General features: G+C 61.4%; 26 protein-coding genes. 15 read left to right on the top strand and 11 right to left on the bottom strand.

All coding sequences use genetic code 11. The features are described 5' to 3' along the window. The first annotated feature begins 18 nt into the window (after nucleotides 1-18). The 6 genes from AC3WP7_RS25390 (at nucleotide 19) to AC3WP7_RS25365 (ending at nucleotide 7370) form a co-directional block, all read left to right on the top strand. Nucleotides 19-1968 carry a DNA topoisomerase III gene (locus AC3WP7_RS25390; RefSeq protein ID WP_092249699.1) on the top strand — a complete coding sequence of 650 codons (1950 nt, stop codon included), beginning with the start codon at nucleotides 19-21 and terminating at the stop codon, nucleotides 1966-1968. Between the two features lie 131 nt (nucleotides 1969-2099). Then, nucleotides 2100-2540 (top strand): CBS domain-containing protein, encoded by a 441-nt coding sequence (locus tag AC3WP7_RS25385; protein ID WP_071489660.1) that lies wholly within the window; start codon nucleotides 2100-2102, stop codon nucleotides 2538-2540. A gap of 422 nt (nucleotides 2541-2962) precedes the next feature. Further along, nucleotides 2963-5188 carry a cytochrome P450 gene (locus tag AC3WP7_RS25380; RefSeq protein ID WP_102592936.1) on the top strand — a complete coding sequence of 742 codons (2226 nt, stop codon included), beginning with the start codon at nucleotides 2963-2965 and terminating at the stop codon, nucleotides 5186-5188. Beyond that, entirely contained in the window at nucleotides 5185-5979 is a 795-nt protein-coding gene (locus tag AC3WP7_RS25375) for a class I SAM-dependent methyltransferase (protein WP_092249693.1), read from the top strand. Before AC3WP7_RS25380 ends, AC3WP7_RS25375 begins: the two co-directional genes overlap by 4 nt. 40 nt (nucleotides 5980-6019) lie before the next feature. Beyond that, on the top strand, nucleotides 6020-6562 hold the full coding sequence (idi, locus tag AC3WP7_RS25370) for an isopentenyl-diphosphate Delta-isomerase (RefSeq protein WP_092249690.1): 543 nt from the start codon (nucleotides 6020-6022) through the stop codon (nucleotides 6560-6562). Nucleotides 6563-7040: 478 nt separating this feature from the next. Further along, a complete protein-coding gene (locus AC3WP7_RS25365) occupies nucleotides 7041-7370 on the top strand; it encodes a hypothetical protein (RefSeq protein WP_025854475.1) in 330 nt (109 codons plus the stop codon). 61 nt (nucleotides 7371-7431) lie between these two features. On the opposite strand, the gene AC3WP7_RS25360 is transcribed toward AC3WP7_RS25365, so the two are convergent. Further along, nucleotides 7432-8337, bottom strand: a complete 906-nt coding sequence (locus AC3WP7_RS25360; protein ID WP_071489662.1) for a LysR family transcriptional regulator — start codon at nucleotides 8335-8337, stop codon at nucleotides 7432-7434. Nucleotides 8338-8470: 133 nt separating this feature from the next. On the opposite strand from AC3WP7_RS25360, the gene AC3WP7_RS25355 reads away from it, so the two are divergent. From AC3WP7_RS25355 to AC3WP7_RS25340, 4 genes are all read left to right on the top strand, one after another. After that, nucleotides 8471-9169, top strand: coding sequence for a CoA transferase subunit A (locus tag AC3WP7_RS25355; RefSeq protein ID WP_102592937.1), 699 nt, complete (start codon nucleotides 8471-8473; stop codon nucleotides 9167-9169). A gap of 34 nt (nucleotides 9170-9203) precedes the next feature. Continuing rightward, nucleotides 9204-9863, top strand: a complete 660-nt coding sequence (locus tag AC3WP7_RS25350; protein ID WP_092249687.1) for a CoA transferase subunit B — start codon at nucleotides 9204-9206, stop codon at nucleotides 9861-9863. 11 nt (nucleotides 9864-9874) lie between these two features. Next, entirely contained in the window at nucleotides 9875-11056 is a 1182-nt protein-coding gene (locus AC3WP7_RS25345; protein WP_092249684.1) for an acetyl-CoA C-acetyltransferase, read from the top strand. A 126-nt stretch (nucleotides 11057-11182) separates the two neighbouring features. Further along, the gene (locus AC3WP7_RS25340) at nucleotides 11183-11314 is read left to right on the top strand and encodes a hypothetical protein (protein WP_256575431.1); all 132 of its coding nucleotides are present in this window, start codon (nucleotides 11183-11185) and stop codon (nucleotides 11312-11314) included. A gap of 44 nt (nucleotides 11315-11358) precedes the next feature. Here AC3WP7_RS25340 and AC3WP7_RS25335 read toward each other — a convergent pair whose 3' ends face one another. From AC3WP7_RS25335 to AC3WP7_RS25320, 4 genes are all read right to left on the bottom strand, one after another. Further along, nucleotides 11359-12444, bottom strand: a complete 1086-nt coding sequence (locus tag AC3WP7_RS25335) for a DUF1615 domain-containing protein (protein WP_093127194.1) — start codon at nucleotides 12442-12444, stop codon at nucleotides 11359-11361. An 83-nt stretch (nucleotides 12445-12527) separates the two neighbouring features. Next, entirely contained in the window at nucleotides 12528-13502 is a 975-nt protein-coding gene (gene hemB, locus AC3WP7_RS25330; protein ID WP_092249679.1) for a porphobilinogen synthase, read from the bottom strand. A 117-nt stretch (nucleotides 13503-13619) separates the two neighbouring features. Further along, nucleotides 13620-14462, bottom strand: coding sequence for a PhzF family phenazine biosynthesis protein (locus AC3WP7_RS25325; protein ID WP_102592938.1), 843 nt, complete (start codon nucleotides 14460-14462; stop codon nucleotides 13620-13622). Between the two features lie 3 nt (nucleotides 14463-14465). Then, on the bottom strand, nucleotides 14466-15164 hold the full coding sequence (locus AC3WP7_RS25320) for a glutathione S-transferase N-terminal domain-containing protein (protein WP_102592939.1): 699 nt from the start codon (nucleotides 15162-15164) through the stop codon (nucleotides 14466-14468). A 256-nt stretch (nucleotides 15165-15420) separates the two neighbouring features. Here AC3WP7_RS25320 and AC3WP7_RS25315 point away from each other — a divergent pair, with 256 nt between their 5' ends. Beyond that, nucleotides 15421-16122 carry a histidine phosphatase family protein gene (locus AC3WP7_RS25315; protein WP_071489668.1) on the top strand — a complete coding sequence of 234 codons (702 nt, stop codon included), beginning with the start codon at nucleotides 15421-15423 and terminating at the stop codon, nucleotides 16120-16122. Nucleotides 16123-16166: 44 nt separating this feature from the next. Next, complete coding sequence (locus AC3WP7_RS25310) at nucleotides 16167-17222, top strand: permease (protein ID WP_093529032.1); 1056 nt, start codon at nucleotides 16167-16169, stop codon at nucleotides 17220-17222. Here AC3WP7_RS25310 and mnmH read toward each other — a convergent pair. The 4 genes from mnmH to AC3WP7_RS25290 form a co-directional block, all read right to left on the bottom strand. Then, nucleotides 17212-18315, bottom strand: coding sequence for a tRNA 2-selenouridine(34) synthase MnmH (gene mnmH / locus AC3WP7_RS25305; RefSeq protein ID WP_102592940.1), 1104 nt, complete (start codon nucleotides 18313-18315; stop codon nucleotides 17212-17214). The two genes, AC3WP7_RS25310 and mnmH, sit on opposite strands and share 11 nt — an antisense overlap. Then, nucleotides 18315-19349: a selenide, water dikinase SelD gene (gene selD, locus AC3WP7_RS25300; RefSeq protein ID WP_071489670.1), complete on the bottom strand. Its 1035-nt coding sequence runs from the start codon at nucleotides 19347-19349 to the stop codon at nucleotides 18315-18317. Before selD ends, mnmH begins: the two co-directional genes overlap by 1 nt. 94 nt (nucleotides 19350-19443) lie before the next feature. After that, a complete protein-coding gene (locus AC3WP7_RS25295) occupies nucleotides 19444-20196 on the bottom strand; it encodes a TerC family protein (RefSeq protein ID WP_092249671.1) in 753 nt (250 codons plus the stop codon). 26 nt (nucleotides 20197-20222) lie between these two features. Beyond that, nucleotides 20223-20474: a hypothetical protein gene (locus AC3WP7_RS25290; RefSeq protein ID WP_071489671.1), complete on the bottom strand. Its 252-nt coding sequence runs from the start codon at nucleotides 20472-20474 to the stop codon at nucleotides 20223-20225. Between the two features lie 134 nt (nucleotides 20475-20608). On the opposite strand from AC3WP7_RS25290, the gene nhaR reads away from it, so the two are divergent. Then, on the top strand, nucleotides 20609-21511 hold the full coding sequence (gene nhaR, locus AC3WP7_RS25285) for a transcriptional activator NhaR (protein WP_092249669.1): 903 nt from the start codon (nucleotides 20609-20611) through the stop codon (nucleotides 21509-21511). Between the two features lie 4 nt (nucleotides 21512-21515). Here the strand turns inward: nhaR and AC3WP7_RS25280 are convergent, their stop codons facing one another. After that, nucleotides 21516-22673 carry an MFS transporter gene (locus AC3WP7_RS25280; RefSeq protein ID WP_092249667.1) on the bottom strand — a complete coding sequence of 386 codons (1158 nt, stop codon included), beginning with the start codon at nucleotides 22671-22673 and terminating at the stop codon, nucleotides 21516-21518. A 240-nt stretch (nucleotides 22674-22913) separates the two neighbouring features. Here AC3WP7_RS25280 and sstT point away from each other — a divergent pair, with 240 nt between their 5' ends. Next, a complete protein-coding gene (gene sstT / locus AC3WP7_RS25275) occupies nucleotides 22914-24134 on the top strand; it encodes a serine/threonine transporter SstT (RefSeq protein WP_092249665.1) in 1221 nt (406 codons plus the stop codon). A 63-nt stretch (nucleotides 24135-24197) separates the two neighbouring features. Here sstT and AC3WP7_RS25270 read toward each other — a convergent pair whose 3' ends face one another. After that, nucleotides 24198-24707, bottom strand: a complete 510-nt coding sequence (locus AC3WP7_RS25270; RefSeq protein WP_058425596.1) for a DUF1993 domain-containing protein — start codon at nucleotides 24705-24707, stop codon at nucleotides 24198-24200. A 116-nt stretch (nucleotides 24708-24823) separates the two neighbouring features. Here AC3WP7_RS25270 and AC3WP7_RS25265 point away from each other — a divergent pair, with 116 nt between their 5' ends. Next, complete coding sequence (locus tag AC3WP7_RS25265; RefSeq protein ID WP_093513800.1) at nucleotides 24824-25477, top strand: YceH family protein; 654 nt, start codon at nucleotides 24824-24826, stop codon at nucleotides 25475-25477. The last annotated feature ends 60 nt before the right edge of the window (nucleotides 25478-25537 follow it).

The raw sequence follows: 25537 nt of genomic DNA, 5'->3' as shown, positions 1-25537 counted from the left end.
CCGATCTGTGTGACGACCATGCGCCTGTACCTCTGTGAAAAACCCTCCCAGGCCAAGGACATTGCGGCCGTGCTCGGCGCCAGCCGCCGTGGCGATGGGTGCTGGCTGGGCAATGGGGTCACGGTCACCTGGTGCATCGGCCACCTGCTGGAAACCGCCCCGCCGGATGCCTACGACGAAAAGTACAAGCGCTGGGTACTGGCCGACCTGCCCATCGTCCCGGAAAAATGGAAGATGCGCGTCAAGCCCAAGACCGCCAGCCAGTTCAAGGCGGTCAAGCGCCTGCTGGGGGAAGCCCAGGAGCTGGTGATCGCCACCGACGCCGACCGTGAAGGCGAGATGATCGCCCGCGAGCTGGTGGAGCATTGCCGTTATCGCGGGCCGATCCAGCGTTTGTGGCTATCCGCGCTGGATGATGCCTCGATCCGCAAGGCCCTGGCGGCGCTCAAGCCGGGCGCCGAGACGTTCAGCCTGTATCACTCGGCCCTGGGCCGCTCCCGCGCCGACTGGCTGATCGGCATGAACATGAGCCGCCTGTTTACCTTGCTCGGGCGCCAATCCGGGTATCAAGGCGTGCTGCCCGTAGGTCGGGTGCAGACGCCAACCCTGCGCCTGGTGGTGGACCGCGACCGCAGCATCGCCGACTTTGTGCCAGTGGCTTACTGGGCCATCGATGTCGACCTGCGCCACGGGGGCATGACCTTCACCGCCCAATGGCGCGCGGCCGAGGACGCCTGTGACGACCAGGGCCGCTGCCTCAACCCGCAGTTGGCGCGGGACGCGGCCGACGCCATGACCAACGCCCCCACCGCCCGGCTGGTGAAACTGCGCACCGAGCGCATGCGTGAAGTGGCGCCCCTGCCCTTCGACCTGGGCACCCTGCAGGAAATCTGCTCCAGGAAGCTCGGCCTTGGCGCCCAGGAAACCCTGGATATCGCCCAGTCGTTGTATGAAACCCATAAAGTCATCACCTACCCGCGCAGTGACTGCGGCTATCTACCGATGAGCCAGCACCCCGACGCGCCCAGGATCCTGGCTGCGTTGGCACGTGCGGATACCGCAGTGAACGAGCTGATGCCGCATATCGATGCCCAGCGACGCTCGCGGGCGTGGAACGATGCCAAGGTCAGCGCCCACCACGGCATCATCCCTACCGGCGCGGGCAAGGATGTGGGACAACTCACCGGCAAGCATCGTGCGGTGTATACCCTGATCCGCGCACGCTACCTGGCGCAGTTCCTGCCCAACCATGAGTACGATCGCACCCAGGCGGATTTCGACTGTGCGCATCAGACGTTGCGTGCAGTGGGTAAAGTAGTGATCGAACCGGGCTGGAAACGCGCCCTGCCCGAAGCCCTGGCGCCAGCCAAGGGACGTGAAGCGCCGGCTCCGCAAGCCCTGCCGCCATTGGTACAGGGCCAGGATTATGGGGTGGCCAAGGTCAACCTCAAGGACCTGTGGACCCAACCGCCCAAACCCTTTACCGAAGGTGACCTGATCAAGGCGATGAAAAACGTCGCCAAGTTGGTGGAAGACCCGCTGCTCAAGCAAAAGCTCAAGGACACCACCGGCATCGGCACCGAGGCCACCCGCGCCGGCATCATCCAGGGGCTGTTGGACCGTGGTTACCTGGTGAAGAACGGCAAGGCGCTATCAGCTACACCCGCGGCATTCAGCCTGATCGACGCCGTGCCCCGGGCCATCGCCGACCCAGGCACCACCGCCATCTGGGAGCAGGCCCTGGACATGGTGCAAAGCGGCGAAATGAGCCTGGAAGACTTCGTCGCCAAACAGGCGGCCTGGATGAGCAAGCAGGTCGCCCGCTGCAATGGCATGCGCATGACCATCACCGGTCCCGCCAGCCCGGCAGGCCGAGGTGCCACGCCATGGAAAAAGAAACGCAAGAGCACGCCACGCAAGACGACGGCCAGTCCCAAGCGGGCCAAAAAACCGACAAATGCCGGCTAAACACCCAAAAAAACCGGCGAATGACGTTTTTCGACGGGTTTAGCGCCGCTTTGGACCTTGCAGCGCGGTGGCCGGTCTAGGATTCTGTAGTGGGACCCTGACTAACCAACAACAACACCGGAGTGGCCGCCATGAAGACCGTTGCAGAAGTGCTCAAAGCCAAGGACCAGAAAAACCAGGAAGTGCATGTCATCAAACACGACCACACCGTGTTTGAAGCCTTGGTGCGGATGTCGGAGAAAAACGTCGGGGCCTTGCCGGTGGTCCAGGATGACGTAGTGGTCGGGATCATCAGCGAGCGTGATTACGCCCGCAAAATCATGCTCAAGGGGCTGTCGTCGGTCACCACCAAGGTCCATGAAGTGATGAGCTCCCCGGTGATCACCGTCGACACCCATAAAAAGGTCGATGAGTGTATGAACATCATGACCGACAGTCACCTGCGCCACCTGCCCGTGGTCGAAGACGGCAAGCTGTTGGGGCTGCTGTCCATCGGCGACCTGGTCAAGGAAGCCATCGCCGACCAGGCTGACCTGATCAAACAGCTGGAGCAGTACATCCGCGGCGAGTAGAGACCGCGAAGGCGTGTGCCGCAACGAGGCGGCACACGCGGTATACATACCGAAAGCTCCGTGGTTGCGTTTTATGCCCGCTACGCGAGCCGTTTCCTGTGCTGACCACAGTTAACTCCTACATCTTGAGCGTTTCGTCCTCCAGTAAAGTCAGGCGGTCTGAATAGCCGGGCTGGCCGAACAATGGAGTTTTTTGCGTATATAACACGGGGACGTTCTATGGCTGATACTCCAGGCCATGGCTCAATCTCGAACGCCTTACACCCCCCCCCGCCAACGAACGATCCCCAACCTCCAAACACGCGCTGACCGCTCCAGTGGCTCAGAAACACCCTCCAAGCCTTCCATTTCGCAGAAAACGGAACCGCTCAGGTGTTGCCGTCAAATGTTCCTTATAAAAACTTAATTCAAGGTAGAGCACCATGCCAACGGTACACCGCGAAGGCGGCCCCCGTGTCCGCCACGGCCGTCATTTACCACCGACATCACTGATCATTCCAGAGATTCGGCTTCCTTTTGCCGGTCCGCCGCCACGTTCCGACAACGATCAGTTAAAGGCGCACGCTCTCGCTTGGGCACAGCAACATGGCTTGATCGGTCGACGCGGTGCGCATAGGTTAAGCACCACGCCGCTGCTCGAGTTGGGGATGGCGTTGTGCGGAAAAGCCCCCACACACCGAGCCGAGACGCTGGTGTGCTGGTATCTGTGGGCGCTCACGCTGGATGATCGGATTGACGACGGGCCATGGGCGGAAAACGGTGAATTGGAGCGATTCGTCACCGCAGTGCAGGCAGTGACCGAGAACGATGGCACGCATCCCCTCAGTGAAATGAGTTGTTTTGATGATCCGATGCTGGCTGTCCTGGCCAACGATCTGTGGCCACGAACCAGACACTGGGGTAGCGACGGTTGGCGGCAACGGCTCACGCAGCACCTGATCCGACATCTGCGCGCCCAGGTGACGCTAGTGCGAATGCGCGAAACCGACGCGGTGCTCGCGCTGGCCGAATATCTGCCATTGCGCCGAGATTCGTTCGGCGCACTGTTCTTTTTTGATCTGATAGATGCCGCCGAAACGCTCGATCCCTACCAGCATTCAGCGGACGTCGAATGGTGGAACACACTGCGCGAACACAGTGCCGATATCATCGCCTGGACGAACGATATCCATTCGATTGCCAAAGATGTGGTGTGTGGTGAGCACTTCAACCTGGTATCGATACTGGCGGACACCGCAGGCATGGAATGGCCTGCCGCGATCGAATCTGCACATCAGATGGTGGTCAACGCGGTCGCGGCGTTCACGGCTGTCGCCGCTCGGCCAGCCAATCACCTGCCATCCGCCGCAACCGAGCCGGACCGGCTGCGACAGGTTGTACGGGCAGCGGGTGACTGGCACCAGACCGTTTCTCGCTACCACCTGCACACCACCGGCACTACAACGCAGGCCAACCGGACAGTGGACCTGACACTCACGCCGCCAACGCTGAAATCCAGGCAGTTCGAAATCGACCCCTATCCCTTGTATGAACGTTTACGTACCACTCTACCGATCACCTACGACGAGCCCACGGACGTATGGCTGGTCAGCCGGTATGTGGATGTCAAAGCTGCATTGACGCATCCGCAAGCCAGCAACAATAACTACACCTGGCAGATTGGGCCGCTGCTGGGGCACACTCTCGTGGCGATGGACGGCTGTGAACACGCTCAGCACCGTGCACTGCTCAGCCCATCGTTTCGCAGCCAAGCCCTTGCCTCGCTTGAAGCATCCATCATCTCGGTCACCTCTGACCTGCTGGCACGCATGCATGGCCGTACCCAGGTGGACCTTATCGCCGACTTCACCGCAGCACTGCCAGTGCGGGTGATGGCTCACGCACTGGGCCTGCCGGCTGACACCAGCGAGGAGGTAGCGCGGCTGAAGCGCTGGTGCGCGATCGGCTTTGCTTACATGGGCAACTATCGACAGGACCCGGCCCAGTTAACCGGAGGGTTGTCCAACCGAGACGATTTCTACGATTTCATCCAGCCACACATCGACGCCCGCCGCGCTGAACCTGCAGATGATTTGATCTCGCAGCTCCTGGCGGCAGAGATTGACGGCCAACCATTGCCCGAAACCTTCGTCCGGGCTTACTGCGCAATTCTGATGACTGCAGGTAGCGAGACCAGTCACGGCGCACTGGCGAATCTCATTGTCAACCTGCTGAGCGAACCCGGCGTCAAAGACGCCGTGATGGCTGATCCCGACTTGATGGACACTGCGCTCACCGAAACCTTGCGACGCAATCCTCCTTTGCAACTCGTACTCCGCGAGGCCCGCGAAGCGCTGCAGCTGCCGTCGGGAACGATTCCTTCTGGTGCAACCCTGGCCTGCCTGATCGGGTCGGCCAACCGTGATCCGGCTCAATACACCGACCCGGATACCTTCAGCTTGTCGCGCACCGATCAGGCAACAAATCATTTCGCGTTTGGCGCAGGGCGTCACTTCTGCCTGGGATCCATGCTGGCGCGGATGGAAATCACGCTCGGCGCTCGCATGCTGCTACAGACCTTTCCAGACGTGCGCTGGGCGCCAGGGTTCCAGCCCTCGGAACAAGGTTTCCTGAACCGTTGCCCCGACCGACTGGAGGTTGTTCTATGACCACTGCCGCCCCCGGCTACACCGACAGCTATCTCGGCGACCAGCACGCCGGCCAATTGGTACGCCTGCGCACGCTCGAATGCGCCTTTGACCCACAAAGCCAAACGGTTTTCGACCTGCTCAACCTTCCGTGCAAGCCTGACATCCTTGAACTCGGCGCCGGTGCGGGTTCGTTCACTGGCTGGCTGACCCAGCGATACCCTGACGCGGCAGTCACGGCGACCGATATCGATACCCGATTCCTCACCGATATTCCCGGCATAAAGGTGCTTACCCACAATGCCGTCACCGATGACTTTCCTGTGGCCTCTTTTGATGTGGTACACGCCAGGGCGCTCCTGTGCCACCTCCCCCAACGGGAAGACATATTGACGCGCGCCATCACCTGGCTTCGTCCTGGTGGCTGGTTGGTGATCGAAGACGTGAGCCTGCAGCCGAGCTTGAAAACCTCGCACCCATTGTTCCGAAAGGTCGCCCAAGCCGGAATCACACTTCTGACAAAGTCCATTGGTTCCGACATGCTCTGGGCCGATACGCTCCCTGCCCGATTGCGTGACAGGGGACTCACCAACGTAGAGCATCGCCTCTTTGAGGGCCGAATCGGCGACAACAGCCCCGCCGATACATTCTGGGCCTCAACTACCCTACAGGCTGGGCCGGCGCTGCTGAAACTTGGGTTACTCACCCAGGATGACCTGGAAGCAATGACCCAGCTGCGCGCCGATCCAACATTCACCGACACTGCATTGACATTTGTCAGCGCCTGGGGACAAGCCCCTGAACGTGAGTAGAACGGCGGAGCGCCGTACATTGCACCGGAGGAAACTCAGAATGATCGATCTTGTAGTGTTAGTTGACGCACAAGACGTGCAAGTCGGTGTGTGTGACAAACGTGCCGCACACCTGGGAGCGGGTCAGCTTCATCGCGCCTTTTCGGTCCATCTGATCGACAGCGCCGGGCGTCATCTACTTCAACGTCGTGCTGCCGGTAAAATGCTTTGGCCAGGTTTCTGGTCGAATGCCTGCTGCAGCCATCCGGCACCCGGCGAAACGGTTACGGATGCCGCATCTCGTCGTCTGCGCGAAGAACTGGGCATTTCTGCCTCGTGCCGGTTTCTGTACAGTTTTGAATATCATGCTCGCTATGGTTCGATCGGTGCGGAGCACGAGTTTTGTCATGTACTGGTTGCTCAGTCTGACGCGGCGGTCATCCCGGATGCAGAAGAAATCAGTGAGATCAAATGGTGGACTCGCGCTGAAATCTCCGCCCGGCTTTCAGAATCCCCAGCGCAATTCACACCCTGGTTCCAAATGGAGTGGCTTCATCTTCTGTCAAAGCACCCTTCGTTCGATACACCTACAGTGCAGGAATGATGATGGCAAGCTCAACGACCCGACACGCCAGAAAATGACGCCCAAGTCACGTTTTCCCGCATTCTCCCGTCCCCACGGCAATTTATGTAGTGATCAAAAATAATCACTACATAAGCGTTGACGTAACCATTTTGTCCTTGCATTATCGAGACGTCTCCCGGATCGGGAGCGTTGGCAACAAGCGTTTTGAACAAGCTCGTCTGACCGCCGAGCTGTTTTTTCCGGATGTGCACTGCCCACAAGGCAGATTGATGAAGCTGACCGGCCCTAAGGGCTCGGTACAAGGCGCTCAAATGCGGCTTGTCTTCGTTATGAATGCATTGCGTAGCAGTTCATCAGCAAGACTACATGCATCAGGTTCAAGACCCTGCCCGTATTCGGCAGACCGTCGCTGACGCCCGGTTTTCGCAACCGGAGACAACTTACGAAGTATTAACGAACCAACTGATAGATCGCCAACTGGTCAAGGGGCTTACACATGAATCTGAACAACCAACCAACTATCGATGAATTGGCTGAGATGTTCGCAGCGCAGAAAGACACACTCGACGACCATATCCTGTGGATTGGCAAATCGGGCGAAGTGCAAATTGACTGCCTGGCGCCCCACACCGAAGAAGCCGAGTTCGACCGCAATAACCGTGAACTGGCGGCGCGCCTGAAGATGTACCGCCGTGGCCAGGGTTATGTCGGCAAGAAAGCAGCCGCCGATCGCAACTTTATCGAGCAGGTCTTCCACACACTTAATACCGAATGGCAGAATCTCAAGGGCCAATCGCAAGTTAAAGTGATTGATAGATACTGCTGATAACACCGCATTAAACATTTAAGCCTGCTTGTTGATTCGAGCGGGCTTTTTAATTTCGGCTCTACAACACTGCGGGAAATCGTCCCTTCTTCGCTTCGTCGCAAAAGATATCAAACAACACCTGCGCTGCCGCCGAGAGTTCATGGCCGGGTTTGGTCAGCACCCCAATCGGTCGTTCAATGACAGGATCGGTCAAGGTGATGCAATGAGCCCCCGCCTCCTCCATCTGCCGCGCGCACAATGCGGGGACGGCGCTGACACCCAACCCCGTCGCTACCATCTTGCCTACAGTCGCCAGTTGATGGCTTTCCAGCGCCACCGGCAACTTCATCTGCCGCGCCCCCAGATGCTCCTCCAGCATCACCCGCACCGTCGAAGGTCGCTGCAACGTGATGAACGGCTGCTCCAGCAAGGTTTTCCAGTCGATTTCATCAAGCTCGACCAACGGCGAATCCCCCGGCACCACGGCAATGAAGCGATCCAGGTACAACGGCGTGAACGCCAGCGACGAACCGTCTGAAGGCTCGAACGCCACGCCCAGCTCCACCTGGCGGTCGCGCACCATTTCCAGCACCTGCTCGTTGATCAAGTCGTGCACGGTGACATTCACCTGAGGGTAACGCGCGCGGAATATCTTCAGGATCGGCGGTAGCAAGTTGCCCGCGAACGATGGCATCGCCGCCACCGTGACCCGCCCGCGTTGCAGGGTGAAGCGCTGGCGCAGTTCGTCCTCGGTGTTGTCCCAGTCGGCAATCAAGCGGCGCGCCAAAGGCAGCAGGGATTCCCCCTCGGGTGTCAACGCGACGTTGCGCGTATTACGGCTGAACAGGCGCCCGCCCAGGCCTTCTTCCAGGCCCTTGATGGTCAAGCTCAGTGCCGACTGGGAAAGGTGCAGGCGTTCGCAGGCGGCGGCGAAACTCAGGCTCTGGGCCACGGCGAGAAACGCGCGCATCTGTTTAACTGTCATGACGCTACTCCAAATGGCCAGGCGACTATGCTGTTTTTTAAATCAATCAACCTTAAAAAACAACTTAACAAATCAATCCGTCGGAGCAACACTCGGTTCATTGGCTGGCCCACAAACAATAAAAGAGGTGCATATGGCAGGTTTCGATAAACGCGTGGCGTCCTACGAGGAAGCACTGGCGGGCCTGGAAGACGGCATGACCGTACTCTCCGGCGGTTTTGGCCTGTGCGGCATTCCGGAAAACCTCATTGCCGAGATCAAGCGCAAAGGCACCCGCGACCTCACCGTGGTATCCAACAACTGCGGCGTCGACGGCTTCGGCCTGGGCGTGCTGCTGGAGCAGAAGCAGATCAGCAAGGTGATCGCTTCCTACGTGGGTGAAAACGCCCTGTTCGAGAAGCAGTTGCTCAGCGGCGAAATCGAAGTGGTGCTGACCCCCCAGGGCACCCTGGCCGAAAAAATGCGCGCGGGCGGCGCCGGCATCCCGGCCTTCTTCACCGCCACCGGCGTCGGCACTCCGGTGGCCGAAGGCAAGGAAACCCGTGAATTCAATGGTCGTGCGTACCTGATGGAAGAATCCATCACCGGCGACTTCGCCATCGTCAAAGGCTGGAAAGCCGACCACTTCGGCAACGTCATCTACCGCCACACCGCCCAGAACTTCAACCCGCTGGCTGCCACCGCCGGCAAGATCACCGTGGTCGAAGTCGAAGAAATCGTCGAACCGGGCGAGCTGGACCCGGCGCAGATCCACACCCCTGGCATCTACGTCGACCGGATCATCTGCGGCACGTTCGAGAAGCGCATCGAACAGCGCACCGTACGCAAATAATCCGCCCCCAGCCCGAACAATAAGGACACATAAAATGGCTCTCACCCGCGAACAAATGGCTCAACGCGTCGCCCGCGAAATGCAGGACGGTTTCTACGTCAACCTGGGCATCGGCATTCCGACCCTGGTGGCCAACTACATTCCGGAAGGCATGGAAGTGATGCTGCAATCGGAAAACGGCCTGCTCGGCATGGGCCCGTTTCCGACCGAAGACACCATCGACGCCGACATGATCAACGCCGGCAAGCAGACCGTGACCGCGCGTATCGGCGCGTCGATCTTCTCGTCCGCCGAGTCCTTCGCGATGATCCGCGGCGGCCACGTCGACCTCACTGTACTCGGCGCATTTGAAGTCGACGTACAAGGCAACATCGCCTCGTGGATGATCCCCGGCAAGCTGGTCAAGGGCATGGGCGGCGCCATGGACCTGGTGGCCGGTGCAGAAAACATCATCGTGATCATGACCCATGCCTCCAAGGACGGTGAGTCCAAGTTGCTCAGCCAATGCAGCCTGCCGCTGACCGGCGCCAACTGCATCAAGCGTGTACTGACGGACCTGGCGTACCTGGAAATCGAAAATGGCGCTTTTGTCCTCAAGGAACGCGCACCTGGCGTCAGCGTTGAAGAGATTGTACGCAAGACCGCCGGTAAACTGATCGTCCCGGACCACGTTCCAGAAATGCACTTCCAGTGAGGACAGATTCCATGCAAGACGTCGTGATTGTTGCTGCCACCCGTACCGCCGTGGGCAGCTTCCAGGGTTCGCTGGCGAACATTCCGGCACCGGAACTGGGCGCCGCCGTGATCCGTCGCCTGCTGGAGCAGACCGGCCTGGACCCGGCCGAAGTGGATGAAGTGATCCTCGGCCAGGTCCTCACCGCAGGCTCAGGCCAGAACCCGGCGCGCCAGGCGTCGATCCTGGCCGGCCTGCCCCACGCGGTGCCCAGCCTGACCTTGAACAAGGTTTGCGGCTCGGGCCTCAAGGCCCTGCACCTGGGCGCCCAGGCCATCCGTTGCGGTGACGCCGACGTGATCATCGCCGGCGGCATGGAGAACATGAGCCTGGCTCCGTACGTACTGCCCGCCGCGCGCACCGGTTTGCGCATGGGCCATGCCAAAATGATCGACAGCATGATCACCGATGGCCTGTGGGACGCGTTCAACGACTACCACATGGGCATCACCGCCGAGAACCTGGTGGACAAGTACGGCATCAGCCGCGAAGCCCAGGACGCGTTCGCCGCCGCATCCCAGCAAAAAGCCGCCGCTGCTATTGAAGCGGGCCGCTTTGTCGATGAGATCACACCGATCCTGATCCCCCAGCGCAAAGGCGACCCGGTGGCCTTCGCCGTCGATGAACAACCCCGCGCCGGCACCACCGCCGAATCCCTGGGCAAGCTGAAACCGGCGTTCAAGAAAGACGGCAGCGTCACCGCCGGCAACGCCTCCAGTCTCAACGACGGCGCCGCCGCGGTGCTGCTGATGAACGCCGACAAGGCCAAGGCCCTCGGCCTGCCAGTGCTGGCGCGCATTGCCAGCTACGCCAACGCCGGCGTCGACCCGGCGATCATGGGCATCGGCCCGGTGTCGGCCACCCGCCGCTGCCTGGACAAAGCCGGTTGGAGCCTGGGCGACCTGGACCTGATCGAAGCCAACGAAGCCTTCGCCGCGCAATCCCTGGCGGTGGGCAAAGAGCTGGAATGGGACGCCGACAAGGTCAACGTCAACGGCGGCGCCATCGCCATCGGCCACCCGATTGGCGCCTCGGGCTGCCGCGTGCTGGTGACGCTGCTGCATGAAATGATCAAGCGTGATGCCAAGAAAGGCCTGGCGACGCTGTGCATCGGTGGCGGCCAGGGGGTAGCCCTGGCGCTCGAACGCAACTGATTCAAAGAGCAACATGGAAAGGGCCTGGTTCCACGAAAACCAGGCCTTTTCTTTACCCTTCAACCTCGCGTCTGCGGCACCGCTTTAATCGCCGTCAAATTCCCCCATACCTCCCAAGGAACCGCAATGCGCCATCTGGACGGCAAGCCAAAATCCTATCTCCTGTTCCTGCTGGCAGCCCTGGCCGTGGCAGGCTGCTCACCCAAGGATCAGTCCCGCGCACGGGCGATCAACGGCGAACAAAGCTCGTTCCTCTGATGGTGCGAACCTGTGGCGAGCGGGCTTGCTCACCTCAACGCTGATCAGCGCTTCAGGCAGCGCTGATAACGCTCGTCGACCCGCTGGGCAAACCACGCCGTGGTCAGGTTACGGGTGATCTTGGGGCTCTTGAGCACGATGCCCGGCAGGATGGCCCGTGGCATCGGCTTGCCGGCGGCCTTGTCCGCCAGGGCAAATACGCGCTTGTAGAGGGTGGTGTCCTCGAAATCCAATTGCTCGCCCTGCTCCAGCTGGCTGCGGATGCTGGGGTTGCGCATGTCCAGCCTGGCCCCCAATGAACGCACCGCCAGCTCGGTGGTGCCGGGCAGCAGCGAGTCGTAGCGAATCAGATCTCCGTCCAGGGCCAGCTCGGTGCCCGAAGCACGGCTGACGGCAGCCTGGAACGCGGCATTACGGCTGGCGTACCACCCGGCATTGAAATCGGCAAAGCGATACAGCGGCCGATCGTAGCTCACCGGGTAACCCAGCAAGTGCGCGATGCCGAAGTACATGCCGCCACGACGGGTGAAGACTTCGCGACGAATTGTGCCATCCACCGTGTAGGGATAACCCCGCGCCTGCTTCTGCGCAAAGTCGATACTCACCTGCATCGGGCCTGCGGTATGCACCGGGTTGAAACCACCAAACAACGTGTTGCCCAGGGGCACCATGCTGATGAAGTCATCGAAGATGCCACTCAGGTCCTTCTCCGTGCGCGCAGCATTGAGGCGGTCGGCGTAGGTCTTGCCGCTGGGCGAACGCAGTTGCAGGGCGCTGCGCACGACAAACGCCGGCACATGGACTTTGCCGGCACGCCGCAGGATTTCGTCCTGGGCGATCTTGCCCATGTCTGGCACCGGTGGGTCGACCTGATAGGTCGACTCCTGCTCGGTCACCGCCAGCACGGCGCAGATGTTTTCCGTGCTGGGGTAGATGTTCTGGGTGTCAAAGGCCGTGTAGATGTCCTGGGCCCAGCCCTCGCGGTCAGCCACCTTGGCCGGCAGCAGGCGCACGATCTGCGCTTTCACCTCGGCCTCGCTGCGCTGCGGCTGTTGCGGGTTGCGCGTGGTGGAGCAACCGGCCAGTACCAGCAAAGTGGCAAGGCACAGGATCAGGCGGCTTGAATACATGGGGCTTCCTTGGGCGACGATGGGCCGGGCATTGTTGATGTGGGAGGGCGCAAGCCCCCTCCCACATTTTACCTGTTGTGGTTCTAGATCCCCGCCAACGCCAGGTCCATCGCGAAGTAGGTGAAGATCAAGTCCGCACCCGCGCGCTTGATCGAGCCCAAGGTTTCACGCACCACACGGTCCTCATCAATCGCCCCGGCCTGGGCGCCGAACTTGATCATCGCGTACTCGCCGCTGACCTGGTACGCCGCCACCGGCAGGCGCGAGGCTTCGCGGATGTCGCGGATGATGTCGAGGTAGGCACCGGCCGGCTTGACCATCAGCGCATCCGCGCCTTCCTGTTCATCCAGCAGCGATTCGCGTACGGCTTCGCGGCGGTTCATCGGGTTCATCTGGTAGCTCTTGCGGTCGCCCTTGAGCGCGCTGCCGCCAGCTTCGCGGAACGGTCCGTAGAGGGCCGAGGCGAATTTGGTCGAGTAGGCCATGATCGGGATATGGGTGAAGCCCGCATCATCCAGGGCGCGGCGGATCGCCTGGACCTGGCCGTCCATCGCCGCCGAAGGGGCAATGACATCGGCACCGGCACGCGCGGCGGCCACGGCCTGCTTGCCGAGGTTGACCAGCGTCGCGTCGTTGTCGACATGGGCGCCGTGCATCACACCGCAGTGGCCATGGTCGGTGTATTCGCAGAAGCAGGTGTCGGACATCACGATCATTTCCGGCACAGCGTCCTTGATGATCGACGACATGCGCGAGACCAGGCCGCGTTCCTTCCAGGTGTCGCTGCCGCTGGCATCCAGGTGGTGGGACACGCCGAAGGTCATCACCGACTTGATGCCGGCACGGGCATAGCGCTCGATCTCGCCGGCCAGTTTCTTCTCAGGGATGCGCTGCACGCCCGGCATGCTGGTGATTGGCACGAAGTCATCGATTTCTTCTTCGACGAAGATCGGCAGCACCAGGTCGTTGAGGGTGAATTCGCTTTCCTGGAACAGGCCACGCAGCTCCGGGGAGCGGCGCAGGCGGCGTGGGCGGGCTTGGGGGAACTGGCTGGTCATGGTGGTCCTATTGCAAGGCAGAAAATCTTTGGGGCGAAAGCTTATGCCCCCAGGCCCCGGCAGCACAAACGCCGAGGGGCCAATAGTGTATTGCGGGGGCGGTAATAATTTATTGATCTAAAGCTGTACACGCCCGTCGATGCACACCGACACGGCGCCACCCATCCATATTTCAGTGCCCTGGCGCTCAACGCGGATCCGCCCTGCCCGGCCAATTGCCGTGCCCTGGCTGACCACATAGCGCTCGGGGGCCAGGCCCTCGCCGAGCAACCATTGCGCAAGCCCCGCATTCAAGCTGCCGGTGGCCGGGTCTTCCTGCGCGCCATCGCCTGCGATAAAGGCACGCACCTCAAATTGCGTGTCCACATCGTCGCGCCCGCCGTCACAGGGGGCGATCACGCCCACGGCCAGCCCCAGCAGTTGCGAATAGTCCGGCTGCAACGCCAGGACCTGGTCACGGTCTGCCAGCATTACCGCGAGCCAGCCAGCGCCATTGTCCACCCACTGGCTGCGCACGATGGCCCCGGGCTCCAGGCCCAAGCCCAGGCGCACGCGCTCCAGCAACGGCGCGTCCACGGCACCGGCGCGCAATAACGGCGGCGCGATAAATGCCAGTTCATCGCCTTGGCGACGGATACGCACCAGGCCGATTTCGCACTCCTGGATTATCTCCTCGCCCTTGGGAATACCACCTGCCTGCAGCCAGGCATAACAACTGCCCAGCGTCGGGTGTCCAGCAAAAGGCAGCTCCGTCAAGGTGGTGAAAATTCGCACCCGGTAGTCAGCCCGAGGATCACGCGGCGTCAGTAAAAACGTGGTTTCACTGAGGTTGGTCCAATTGGCGAAGTCCGCCATCTGTTGGTCGCTCAGGCTGTCGGCGCCAAACACCACCGCCAGCGGGTTGCCTTTGAGCGCCACGCGGCTGAACACGTCCAGCTGTTTGAAATCGAAAGTCGGCATGCTTCAACTCGGAATATTAAGGCCACGGATCACCGCCGGCCGTGCGACGAAACCGTCCAGAGCGCGCAGTACATTGGGAAAGTCGGCAATGCCTACAAGGTCACCGGATTCGTAGAAGCCGATCAGGTTGCGGACCCACGGAAAGGTGGCGATGTCGGCGATGCTGTACTCGTCGCCCATGATCCACGTACGGCCCAGCAGGCGTTTTTCCAGCACGTCCAGCAGGCGCCGGGATTCGGCGGCGTAACGGTCGCGCGGGCGTTTGTCTTCGTAGGCCTTGCCGGCAAATTTGTTGAAGAAGCCCAACTGGCCGAACATCGGGCCGATACCGCCCATCTGGAACATCAGCCATTGAATGGTTTCATAACGTGTCGCCGGGTCCTCGGAGAGCAACTGGCTGGTTTTTTCCGCCAGGTAGATCAGGATCGCGCCGGACTCGAACAACGCCAGCGGCTGGCCGCTGGGGCCATTGGGGTCGATGATCGCGGGGATCTTGTTGTTGGGGTTCAGCGACAGGAACTCGGGAGAGAGTTGGTCCTGGGTCTCGAAGCTGACCTTGTGCGCTTCATAAGGCAGGCAGAGCTCTTCGAGCATGATCGACACTTTTACCCCGTTGGGGGTCGGCAGCGAATACAGTTGCAGGCGCTCTGGATGCTGGGCAGGCCATTTGCTGTTGATCGGGAAAGCAGCGAGTGGGTTCATCGGGAAGCCCTGTGTGTGTGCTGAAAGCCCCCATGATAGTCATCCGGCGAGCGTCCTGCATGGGTCATCAATACGCAACAACCGCCAGCTATTATGCCGTGAGGGCGAACCAATACGCCCTCATGCACTCTTAAATGAGCTCAAGCGGTGAATGGAGGCACCTCGCTATCTCGACAGGGAACACCGCAGGCGCCCCCGGCGTCATAGTGGCCAGGCGTGTCTGCCTTAACGTGACGCATGAAGACTCGAACTTACAATGACGATCAAGCCTCTGCGCCTTGTGCAACGACTGAAACGCTATTCATACATCCTGTTGCCGCTCTTGTTGGTTGGCGGCGCTATCGATCTTAGCCTGGAGTCACGGATCAGCAACGCCGACCAGGTTGACGGCGTGCAAACCCTGGTGTTCCTGCGCCACGGTGAAAAACCCGCCGGTGGCCTGGGCCAGCTCAATTGCCAGGGCCTCAACCGGGCGATGAACCTGGCCACGGTTTTGCCAGAGAAGTTCGGCAAGGCCAATTTCGTGTTCGCCGCCAACCCGACACGCAATGTGGAGGAAGGCGAACTGGACAATTCCTACAGCTACATTCGCCCGCTGATGACCATCAGCCCAAGCGCGATCAAGCTCGGCCTGCCGGTGAACATCAAGTTTTCCGCGAATGACACCAGTGCCCTCGCCGACGAGCTGGTGGAAGACAAGTACCACAACTCCATCATCTACACCGCCTGGTCCCACGGCTATCTGCCGGAGCTGATCAACAAGGTGGCGAGCGAAGCGTCCGGCGAAAAACACACCATCACCGACGACTGGTCCGGCAGCGACTACGACACGCTGTATGTGCTGACGCTGACCTGGCACAACGGCAAGGCCTCGTTGCTGAGCCGCAACTATAAACAGGGCCTGAACAACGGCGAAGAAACCTGCCCTGAACCTACCCAGGTGAGCGCCGAGAGCTGAGGGCGTATGATGCGCCGCTATTGACTCACCTGCGGATCATCACCATGCCCAACCTCGCCTCCACCCAGCCCAACCGGGGCTGGTCGTTCTGGTGGAAACCAGCGCTGTTCCTGCTGGTCGCCTGCGTCGGCCTCTACTACGTGAAGTGGTCGCCTTACTACCTCAAGGCCTTCGTCGCCGCCGATAACCACAGCATTGGCGCCTCGATTCTCAACGATCAGCAAAGCTCGCCCCTGGCAGCCGCGCTGGCGTACGCCCAGGTGTACTTCCTGGCGATCTGGAAAGCCGCTGTGCTGGCGGTGATCCTGGGCTCCCTCCTGCAAGTGCTGATCCCCCGCGACTGGCTGCTGCGCCTGTTCGGCCGCGCCGGGCTGGGGTCGACCCTGCGGGGCGGGCTGTTCGCCCTGCCGGGGATGATGTGCAGTTGCTGCGCGGCACCGGTCGCGGCGGGCATGCGTCGGCAGCAGGTCTCGGTGGGCGCGGCACTCGCGTTCTGGATCGCCAACCCCGTGCTGAACCCGGCGACCCTGGTGTTCATGGGCTTCGTGCTGGGTTGGGGCTTCACCGCATTGCGGCTGGTGGCGGGCATTGTGCTGGTGGTGGGCGTGTCCCTGATCGCTCAACGTATCGCCCGCCCGGACCAGGTGCCGGAAGCGGCTCTGGGCGCGGTGGCCGAGGTCAGTGTGGTCGAGTCCCAGCCGTTCCTGGGCCGTTGGCTGCGGACCCTGTGGCAGTTGTTCTGGAGCACGATCCCGGTGTACATCCTGGCCGTGCTGATCCTGGGCGCCGCGCGGGTGTGGCTGTTCCCCCATGTCGACGGCGCCATGGCCAACAGCCTGGCATGGCTGGTGCCTCTGGCGATTGTCGGCACGTTGTTCGTGATTCCCACCGCTGCCGAAATCCCCATCGTACAAACCATGATGACCCTGGGCATGGGCACCGGCCCGGCCGTGGCCTTGCTGATGACCCTGCCGAGTGTGAGCCTGCCGTCACTGCTGATGCTGCGCAAGGACTTCGATGCGCGGGTGCTGGTGACGGTGGCCGGGTTGACGATGTTGGTGGGGGTACTGTGTGGGTTGATCGGCGCGGCTATCCTCTGATCAGGGCGCGCTCGCGCAAATACTCCACCACGGCGCCCTGCTCCCCTACGAACTCGATCCGTGCGCCTTTGCTTTCACGCTGGAAGGCGTACATCGGGTCGTAATACTCGCGCAGAAGCCCTTCGATCCAGGCGCGATGCAGGTCCACATCACCGCTGCGCGCCTGCTCCGCCAGGGCCGCCTGCAAGATCGCCTGCAACCGCTGGAAGCGTTCGCCGCCCAGGCGTTTATGGATATTGCCCAGGCTCTGGGTCAGGCGCTCGGCAAACAGCGCCTGGCCGGTGTCGCCAAACACCTCGATAAATTCGGCGCACAGGTCCACCACATAGTCGCGCAGGATGCGCTCGACCCGCCCTTCTACGCTGTCCTGCAGCCACACCATCGGGAACGTCTGCATGCCCTTGTGCAACGCCAGCGGCAGCGCGCAACTGCCGATCATGCGGCTCTCATCCTCGACCACGAACTGCTCGATACCCGCGGCACGCTTTTTCAGCAGGTCCACGGCCAGGCGGTTTTCGAAGTCGATGTTGGACGGCTGCGCCGTGGCGCGTTTGCCGAAGCTGGAGCCGCGATGGTTGGCATGACCTTCCAGGTCCAGGGCATTGCGCAACTGGCCGAGCACCTCGGTCTTGCCGGTGCCAGTCATACCGCCCAGCAGCACGAAGTCACACTGCGTGGCGGCGTGCTCGACGGTCTCCAGCAAAAAGGTGCGCATGGCCTTGTAGCCGCCACCGACACGGGGATACGCGATGCCGGCTTCGGTCTTGAGCCATTGCTGCACGATCTGCGAACGCAGCCCGCCACGGAAACAGTACAGGTAACCCTCGGGGTTGGCCTGGGCGAACCGCGCCCATTGCTCGATACGCTCGGCCTTGATAGCGCCGGACACCAGCTCATGCCCGAGCACGATGGCGGCCTGCTGGCCCTGCTGCTTGTAGCAGGTGCCGACGCGCTGGCGTTCGTCGTCGGTCATCAGCGGCAGGTTGATCACCCCCGGGAACGCGCCCTTGGTGAACTCGATCGGCGCGCGGGTATCCATCATTGGCCGATCATTGAGGAAAATATCGCGGTAGTCGGTGATATCGGTTGCCATCAAATCACCTCAACCGCGTGGGTCTGTCGCTCGAGCAGCTCGCCGATAGGTTCCAGGACCAGGCCCAGTTCAGCCGCCATGCGGTGGAATTCGGCGTCGCCCTCGGGCGTGACGGCGATCAACAGGCCGCCGCTGGTCTGCGGGTCGCACAGCACGCGCTTGTGCAGTTCCTGCAGGCGTCCGAGCTTGCTCGAATAGCTGTCGAAGTTGCGCAAGGTGCCGCCGGGCATGCACCCCTGGTCCAGGTAGTCCTCGATCCCGGCCAGGCGTGGGACCTTGTTGTACTCGATGCGCGCCGTCAGGCCGCTGCCGTCAGCCATTTCCACCAGGTGGCCCAACAAGCCGAAACCGGTGACATCGGTCATTGCGGTCACCCCCGCCAACTTGCCGAAACGGCTGCCGGGCTTGTTCAGGGTGCACATCCAGTCCCGGGCCAGGCCGATATCCGCCTCGCGCAATTTGCCCTTCTTCTCGGCGGTGGTGAGGATGCCGATGCCGATGGGCTTGGTGAGATACAACCGGCAACCGGCGGTGGCTGTGTCGTTGCGCTTCATATGGCGCTTTTGCACGATGCCGGTCACGGCCAGGCCGAAGATCGGCTCCGGGGCGTCGATGGAATGCCCGCCCGCCAGAGGAATCCCGGCTGCGTCGCACACCGAGCGGCCGCCGCGGATCACTTCGCGGGCAATCTCCGGCGCCAGTACGTTCACCGGCCAGCCCAGAATGGCGATGGCCATCAGCGGATCGCCACCCATGGCGTAGATATCACTGATGGCATTGGTGGCAGCAATCCGGCCGAAATCGAAGGGATCATCGACAATCGGCATGAAAAAGTCGGTGGTGGAGACCACGCCGCGCTCGTCGTCGATGGCGTACACCGCCGCATCGTCACGCGAAGCGTTGCCCACCCACAGCTTGGGGTCGAGGTTCTGTGCGCCGCTGCCGGCAAGGATCACTTCCAGCACCTGGGGCGATATCTTGCAGCCACACCCCGCGCCGTGGCTGTACTGGGTAAGACGAATCGGCTCGTTCATGTAGGACCTCACGCTATCAAGTGCGCGAATTCTAACAGACAGCAAAAAGCCGGCTGGGCTCATCTGAGCGCAGCCGGCCGTTTGGTTTCAGCGGTTACCGGCGGGCAGCGAGCAAACGCTGGTGGCGGTTACGCCGGGCAATGTTCAAGCATTCGATGGCCGCCGAGAACGCCATGGCCGCATACACGTAGCCTTTCGGTACATGGGCGCCGAAGCCTTCGGCGATCAGGGTCATGCCAATCATGATCAGGAAGCCCAGGGCCAGCATCACCACGGTCGGGTTGTCGTTGATGAACTTGGCCAGCGGTTCGGCCGCCACCAGCATCACGATCACCGAGGTCACCACGGCAATGATCATGATCGGCAAGTGCTCGGTCATGCCCACGGCGGTGATGATGCTGTCGATGGAGAACACCAGGTCGAGCAACAGGATCTGCCCGATGGCCGCGGCAAAACCGATAGCCACAACGTTGCCAGCATTGGTTTCCTTCTCTTCGGGCTCCGGGTCCATGCTGTGATGGATTTCGGTGGTGGCCTTCCACACCAGGAACAGGCCACCGGCGATCAGGATCATGTCCTTCCACGAGAACGCCTGGCCGAACACTTCGAACACCGGCGCCGTCAGCTGCACGATGAACGCGATGGTGCTGAGCAGGCCCAACCGCAACACCAACGCCATGCTGATACCGATGCGTCGCGCCTTGGCCCGATGCTTCTCCGGCAACTTGTTGGTGAGGATCGAGATGAAGATCAGGTTATCGATGCCCAGCACGATCTCCATCACGATCAGGGTTGCCAGGGCAATCCAGGCGGTGGGGCTGGCGGCCAGTTGTAAAAGGTAATCCATAGGTCAGTCCTGACGTTGAGCGGAAATTAGGCTTCTTTACTGTTCGATTCGGTTTCGTTCTCTTCCTGATCATCCTTTTTCTGCGGGTTGATCAGGCCGTTGGTCGCTTCACTCAATGCCTGTTCGGCAGCCTTGTGGGTGTCATCGATGGCTTGCTTGGCCGATTCGGTGGCCTTGCCCAGTACCTGCTGCGCGCTTTTTTCGACCTGATCGCAACCGCTGATCACTACCAATGAAAGCGCAAGCAAGGATGCCGCGCCCAGGGAATTGAGTTTCATGATGTCTTCCTCGTTAGAACCCTTGGGTCCAAATAGTGGCCCCGCGATAGCGACGCATTCTATGCAGGCAAACAGTTCAGGAAAATTCGTATTTTTCTCGCGTATACTTCGTTTTTTACGAAGTGAAGGCTGCCATGCTCAATTACCGACAACTGCACTACTTCTGGGTGGTGGCAAAGACCGGCAGCATCGTGCGTGCGTGCGAGCAGTTGAACCTCACGCCCCAGACCATCAGCGGGCAGATCAGCCTGCTCGAGCAAACCTTCGGTATCGCGCTGTTTCAGCGGGTCGGCCGCCAACTGGAACTGACCGAAGCCGGGCGCCAGGCCCTGCCCTATGCCGAGCAGATGTTCCAGACCGGTAATGAACTGGAGGCCATGCTGCGCGCGCAGCCCGACGAACAGCAGATCCTGTTCCGCGTCGGCGTGGCGGACGTGGTGCCCAAGTCCATCGTCTACCGGCTGATCGCACCGACCATGGAGTTGAGCGAGCCGATCCGCATCACCTGCCGTGAGGACAAACTCGAACGCCTGCTCGCCGACCTGGCGATCCAGCGCCTTGACCTGGTGATTTCCGACAGCCCCATGCCCACGCACCTGGACATCAAAGGCTACAGCCAGAAGTTGGGCGAATGCGGCATCAGTTTTTTCGCCACCCAGGCGTTGGCTGACGAACACCGGGGGGATTTCCCACAGTGCCTGCACGGCGCGCCGCTGTTGATTCCGGGCGCGGAAACCGTGGTACGCAGCCGTTTGCAGCGCTGGTTTGCCGAACAACAGATTCAACCGAAGATCATCGGCGAGTTCGACGACAGCGCCTTGATGCAGGCATTCGGCCAATCCGGCAGCGGGATCTTTATCGCCCCCAGCGTGATTGCCGACGAGGTGGTGCGCCAGTACGGCGTGGCGCTGATTGGCCAGACCGTGGCCGTGACCGAGTCTTTCTACGCGATCTCGGTGGAGCGCAAGGTCAAGCACCCCGGCATCGTGGCGATTACCGAAGGCGCCCGGCGGGAGCTGTTCACCACCCTGCCCTGACGGCTCAGGCGCCGGAGTCGAGCGGGTGCCTGGCGGTCATCAGCCACAACGCCAGCAGGATCGACACCAGGATAAACCCGGACGCCGCAAAGCCCAGGCTGCCCAGGCCGAGGGTATCGATCACGTGCCCGCCTACCATGGCGCCCAGGCCGATGCCCAGGTTGGCCCCGGCGATGTTCAGCGACGCGGCAAACGCCGGCGCATGGGGCGCAGCCTTCATCAGGCGCACATGGCTGACCAGGAACATCGCCGCCTGGGTCACGCCCCACACGGCCATCGCCGCCGCCAGGCCGATGGTCGAATGAATCGCCGGGACCAGCGCCACCATGCCTGCGATCATGAAGCCGCAGAACACCATGGAGGCGATCAACGGGTGACGATCCACCGCACGCCCGCCCAGCGAATTGCCAATCAGACCGACCGCACCGAAGCCCATCAGGCACCAGCCCACCAGCGTACCGTCGAACCCGGCCAGGCGCTCGAGGATGTCCGCCAGGTAGGTGTAGGCGGTGAACATGCCGCTGAACACCAGGATCGACAGCAGGATATGCCCCTGCATCAGCGGGTTGCGCAGGATCTTGAACTGCGAGCGCAACGTCACTTCATCGTTCTTCGGTTGGGTCACCGGCAGGTAGATAAACAGCAGCAAAGCCTTGGCCAGCGCGATCACCGCGAGGATGGCAAACGCGCTGCGCCAGCCGAACATATCCGAAATCAGCGTGCCCACCGGAATGCCGAACACCGTGGCACAGACAATACCGAAGCCGATTTTTTCAATCGCTCGGCCAGCGAACTCAGGGCCGACGATGTCCACGGCGGTTTCACTGGCCAGGGCCCAGAACACTGGCAAACCCAGCGCCGGGATCAACCGTGCCAGCGCCATCACCCAGATATTCGGTGCCAAGGCCGCCACGGTATTGGCCACACCGAACAGGATCAGGATGCTGATAAACAGGCGCTTGCGTGGGAAACGTGCGCAGTACGCCGTCAGAAACGGACCAAACGCCGCCACGGTAAATGCGAACAAGGTCACCAGCAGCCCGGCCTGGGACACAGTGACGTTCAAGTCGCGGGCGATGGACGGCAACAGGCCGACGATCACGAACTCTGTGGTCAGCACGGTAAAGCCGGCGGCCGACAGCAGCAGGATGGGAAACAACATGAAAACTCCAGAAACGACGACATCAACGACAGCCCGAAGGGCCCGCTGACAGAGAGGAAAGATGAGAGGACAGAATCTTAACAGAGTATGTCCGGATTTGGCCAAGGCCTGGGCAAGCGGGTGACGCAATGCCGCACAGCCAGGGACTTTTCCCACAGCATGCTAGACTTCGCGATCCGCGTCCTACAGCCCTTTCCGAGTCAGTAGCTGCGCCCTAAAAAAAACCAGAGACAAGTGTTTATGACTGCTGCCCCCTCTCTCCTGCAACGACTGGCCCGCGTCAGCCTGGTCACGCAAATCGTCATCGGCCTGATCGCCGGCATCCTGTTGGCCTTGCTATTGCCCGAGGCGGCCAAGGCTACCGGGTTCATCGGCAAGGTATTCGTCGCGGCACTCAAGGCCGTCGCACCGATCCTGGTGTTTGTGCTGGTGATGGCATCCATCGCCAACCATAAACATGGCCAGGAAACCCATATCAAGCCGATTCTGTTCCTGTACCTGCTGGGCACCTTTGCCGCCGCGGTGGTGGCGGTAGTTGCGAGCATGTGGTTCCCCTCTTCGCTGGTGCTGGCGACCCATGACGCAGCGGTGACCGCGCCCGGCGGCATCGGCGAAGTGTTGCAGAGCCTCTTGCTGAGCGTGGTGGACAACCCGATCAGCGCGCTGATGAATGCCAACTTCATCGGCATCCTGGCGTGGGCCATCGGCATGGGCATTGCCATTCGCCACGCGGCGCCGACCACGCGGGCGGTGCTGGAAGACCTGTCCAACGGCGTGACCCTGATCGTGCGCGTGGTGATCCGCTTTGCACCGCTGGGCATTTTCGGCCTGGTTGCCTCGACCCTGGCCACTTCCGGCTTCGGCGCCCTGCTCGGCTACGCCCACCTGCTGGTGGTGCTGATCGGCTGCATGCTGTTCGTGGCGCTGGTGATCAACCCGGCCATCGTGTTCTGGAAACTGCGCCGCAACCCCTACCCGCTGGTGCTGATGTGCCTGCGCGAAAGCGGCATCACCGCATTCTTCACCCGCAGTTCGGCAGCAAATATCCCGGTGAACCTCGCATTGAGCAAACGCCTGGGCCTGCATGAAGACACCTACTCGGTGTCGATCCCGCTCGGTGCCACCATCAACATGGCCGGCGCGGCGATCACCATCACCGTGCTGACCCTGGCCGCCGTGCACACCCTGGGCATTGCCGTCGACCTGCCCACTGCGGTACTGCTCAGCGTGGTCGCGGCCATCTGTGCGTGCGGCGCTTCCGGCGTGGCCGGCGGTTCGTTGTTGCTGATTCCGCTGGCGTGCAGCCTGTTCGGCATTCCCAGTGAGATTGCGATGCAGGTGGTGGCCGTCGGTTTCATCATCGGTGTGTTGCAGGATTCGGCGGAAACCGCGCTCAATTCGTCCACCGATGTGCTGTTCACCGCCGCCGCTTGCCTGGGCAAGGAAGAACAGCCGGCTTAACAGTCGCGCACAAAAAAACCGGGACGGTTCCTTTAGGAATCGTCCCGGTTTTTTTATGCGTGCTTAGAAAGCGCCCATGTAATCGCGCTTGCCCACTTCCACGCCGTTATGGCGCAGCAGCGCGTAAGCGGTGGTGACGTGGAAGAAGAACTGCGGCAGGCCGTAGGTCAGCAGGTAGGACTGGCCGCTGAAGCGCTTCTCTTTCGGCGTGCCAGGGCGAGTGACGATCTCGATACCTTCCTTGCCGTCGATCTGCTCCGGGGTGATGGTGTCGACAAAGGCCAAAACCTTGGCGATCAGCGCTTGCAGGTCGGCGAAGGTCACTTCGCTGTCTTCGTACTTAGGCACTTCGATCTCGGCAAGGCGCGCGGAAACCCCCTTGGCGAAGTCGACGGCGATCTGCACCTGGCGCACCAGTTGGAACATGTCCGGGAACAGGCGCGCTTGCAGCAAGGCGTTCGGTTCGATGTTCTTGGCGCTGGCATGGGCTTCGGCCTTGGTCAACACACCGCTCAGGGCGGTGAGCATTTGCTTGAAGACCGGGATGGAGGCGGCGTACAGGGAAATAGTCATGGCAGTCTCATGGTTATGGCACGGTTTGAACCAGCGGCGATTATAGACATGCCAGGCGCTTGTCTTTTAATTTTTCAGGATTACGCTAAGGGCCTCCACTGCATAGGGAACGCGCGATGACCGCCGAGCACGACACCGACACCCCTGAGCCGCGCCTGAACAGCACGGAAATCCGCATCCTGGGCTGCCTCATCGAAAAACAGGCGACCAACCCGGAAACCTACCCCTTGACCCTCAACGCCCTGGTGCTGGCCTGCAACCAGAAGACCAGCCGCGAGCCGGTCATGAACCTGAGCCCGGGCCAGGTCGGCCAGAGCTTGCGCGCACTCGAAGGCCAGGGTTTCACCCGCCTGGTGATGGGCAGCCGCGCCGACCGCTGGGAACACCGCGTGGACAAGGCGCTGGAACTGGTGCCGGCCCAGGTGATCCTGACCGGGCTGCTGTTTCTACGCGGGCCGCAGACCGTCAATGAGTTGCTGACCCGCAGCGGGCGCATGCACGATTTCGAAGATGCCGAGCAGGTCGTGCACCAGCTGGAACGCCTGATTGCGCGGGGACTGGCGTTGCTGGTGCCGCGCCAGGCCGGCCAGCGCGAAGATCGTTATACCCATGCATTGGGCGATCCGCAGGATATCGAGGCGATTATCGCGGCGCGAGGCAATCCGATGGAGCGCGGGGGTGTCGGTGGCGTGTCTGTCGAACGCATCGAAGAACTCGAAGCGCGGATTGCACTGTTGGAAGAACGGCTGGCCAAATTGGAACCGCTGTAACGCGGAAAAAATGTGGGAGGGGGCTTGCCCCCGATGACGGTGTGCCAGTCAATAATTTCA

Source organism: Pseudomonas sp. FW305-3-2-15-C-LB1, from assembly GCF_058787615.1.
This window is presented reverse-complemented; position numbering and strand designations above follow the sequence as displayed.

What these genes read in the sequence shown, in the direction of transcription:
- AC3WP7_RS25390 (WP_092249699.1), top strand. Translation starts at nt 19, where the DNA reads ATGCGCCTGTACCTCTGTGAAAAACCCTCCCAGGCCAAGGACATTGCG.
- AC3WP7_RS25385 (WP_071489660.1), top strand. Translation starts at nt 2,100, where the DNA reads ATGAAGACCGTTGCAGAAGTGCTCAAAGCCAAGGACCAGAAAAACCAG.
- AC3WP7_RS25380 (WP_102592936.1), top strand. Translation starts at nt 2,963, where the DNA reads ATGCCAACGGTACACCGCGAAGGCGGCCCCCGTGTCCGCCACGGCCGT.
- AC3WP7_RS25375 (WP_092249693.1), top strand. Translation starts at nt 5,185, where the DNA reads ATGACCACTGCCGCCCCCGGCTACACCGACAGCTATCTCGGCGACCAG.
- idi (WP_092249690.1), top strand. Translation starts at nt 6,020, where the DNA reads ATGATCGATCTTGTAGTGTTAGTTGACGCACAAGACGTGCAAGTCGGT.
- AC3WP7_RS25365 (WP_025854475.1), top strand. Translation starts at nt 7,041, where the DNA reads ATGAATCTGAACAACCAACCAACTATCGATGAATTGGCTGAGATGTTC.
- AC3WP7_RS25360 (WP_071489662.1), bottom strand. Translation starts at nt 8,337, where the DNA reads ATGACAGTTAAACAGATGCGCGCGTTTCTCGCCGTGGCCCAGAGCCTG.
- AC3WP7_RS25355 (WP_102592937.1), top strand. Translation starts at nt 8,471, where the DNA reads ATGGCAGGTTTCGATAAACGCGTGGCGTCCTACGAGGAAGCACTGGCG.
- AC3WP7_RS25350 (WP_092249687.1), top strand. Translation starts at nt 9,204, where the DNA reads ATGGCTCTCACCCGCGAACAAATGGCTCAACGCGTCGCCCGCGAAATG.
- AC3WP7_RS25345 (WP_092249684.1), top strand. Translation starts at nt 9,875, where the DNA reads ATGCAAGACGTCGTGATTGTTGCTGCCACCCGTACCGCCGTGGGCAGC.
- AC3WP7_RS25340 (WP_256575431.1), top strand. Translation starts at nt 11,183, where the DNA reads ATGCGCCATCTGGACGGCAAGCCAAAATCCTATCTCCTGTTCCTGCTG.
- AC3WP7_RS25335 (WP_093127194.1), bottom strand. Translation starts at nt 12,444, where the DNA reads ATGTATTCAAGCCGCCTGATCCTGTGCCTTGCCACTTTGCTGGTACTG.
- hemB (WP_092249679.1), bottom strand. Translation starts at nt 13,502, where the DNA reads ATGACCAGCCAGTTCCCCCAAGCCCGCCCACGCCGCCTGCGCCGCTCC.
- AC3WP7_RS25325 (WP_102592938.1), bottom strand. Translation starts at nt 14,462, where the DNA reads ATGCCGACTTTCGATTTCAAACAGCTGGACGTGTTCAGCCGCGTGGCG.
- AC3WP7_RS25320 (WP_102592939.1), bottom strand. Translation starts at nt 15,164, where the DNA reads ATGAACCCACTCGCTGCTTTCCCGATCAACAGCAAATGGCCTGCCCAG.
- AC3WP7_RS25315 (WP_071489668.1), top strand. Translation starts at nt 15,421, where the DNA reads ATGACGATCAAGCCTCTGCGCCTTGTGCAACGACTGAAACGCTATTCA.
- AC3WP7_RS25310 (WP_093529032.1), top strand. Translation starts at nt 16,167, where the DNA reads ATGCCCAACCTCGCCTCCACCCAGCCCAACCGGGGCTGGTCGTTCTGG.
- mnmH (WP_102592940.1), bottom strand. Translation starts at nt 18,315, where the DNA reads ATGGCAACCGATATCACCGACTACCGCGATATTTTCCTCAATGATCGG.
- selD (WP_071489670.1), bottom strand. Translation starts at nt 19,349, where the DNA reads ATGAACGAGCCGATTCGTCTTACCCAGTACAGCCACGGCGCGGGGTGT.
- AC3WP7_RS25295 (WP_092249671.1), bottom strand. Translation starts at nt 20,196, where the DNA reads ATGGATTACCTTTTACAACTGGCCGCCAGCCCCACCGCCTGGATTGCC.
- AC3WP7_RS25290 (WP_071489671.1), bottom strand. Translation starts at nt 20,474, where the DNA reads ATGAAACTCAATTCCCTGGGCGCGGCATCCTTGCTTGCGCTTTCATTG.
- nhaR (WP_092249669.1), top strand. Translation starts at nt 20,609, where the DNA reads ATGCTCAATTACCGACAACTGCACTACTTCTGGGTGGTGGCAAAGACC.
- AC3WP7_RS25280 (WP_092249667.1), bottom strand. Translation starts at nt 22,673, where the DNA reads ATGTTGTTTCCCATCCTGCTGCTGTCGGCCGCCGGCTTTACCGTGCTG.
- sstT (WP_092249665.1), top strand. Translation starts at nt 22,914, where the DNA reads ATGACTGCTGCCCCCTCTCTCCTGCAACGACTGGCCCGCGTCAGCCTG.
- AC3WP7_RS25270 (WP_058425596.1), bottom strand. Translation starts at nt 24,707, where the DNA reads ATGACTATTTCCCTGTACGCCGCCTCCATCCCGGTCTTCAAGCAAATG.
- AC3WP7_RS25265 (WP_093513800.1), top strand. Translation starts at nt 24,824, where the DNA reads ATGACCGCCGAGCACGACACCGACACCCCTGAGCCGCGCCTGAACAGC.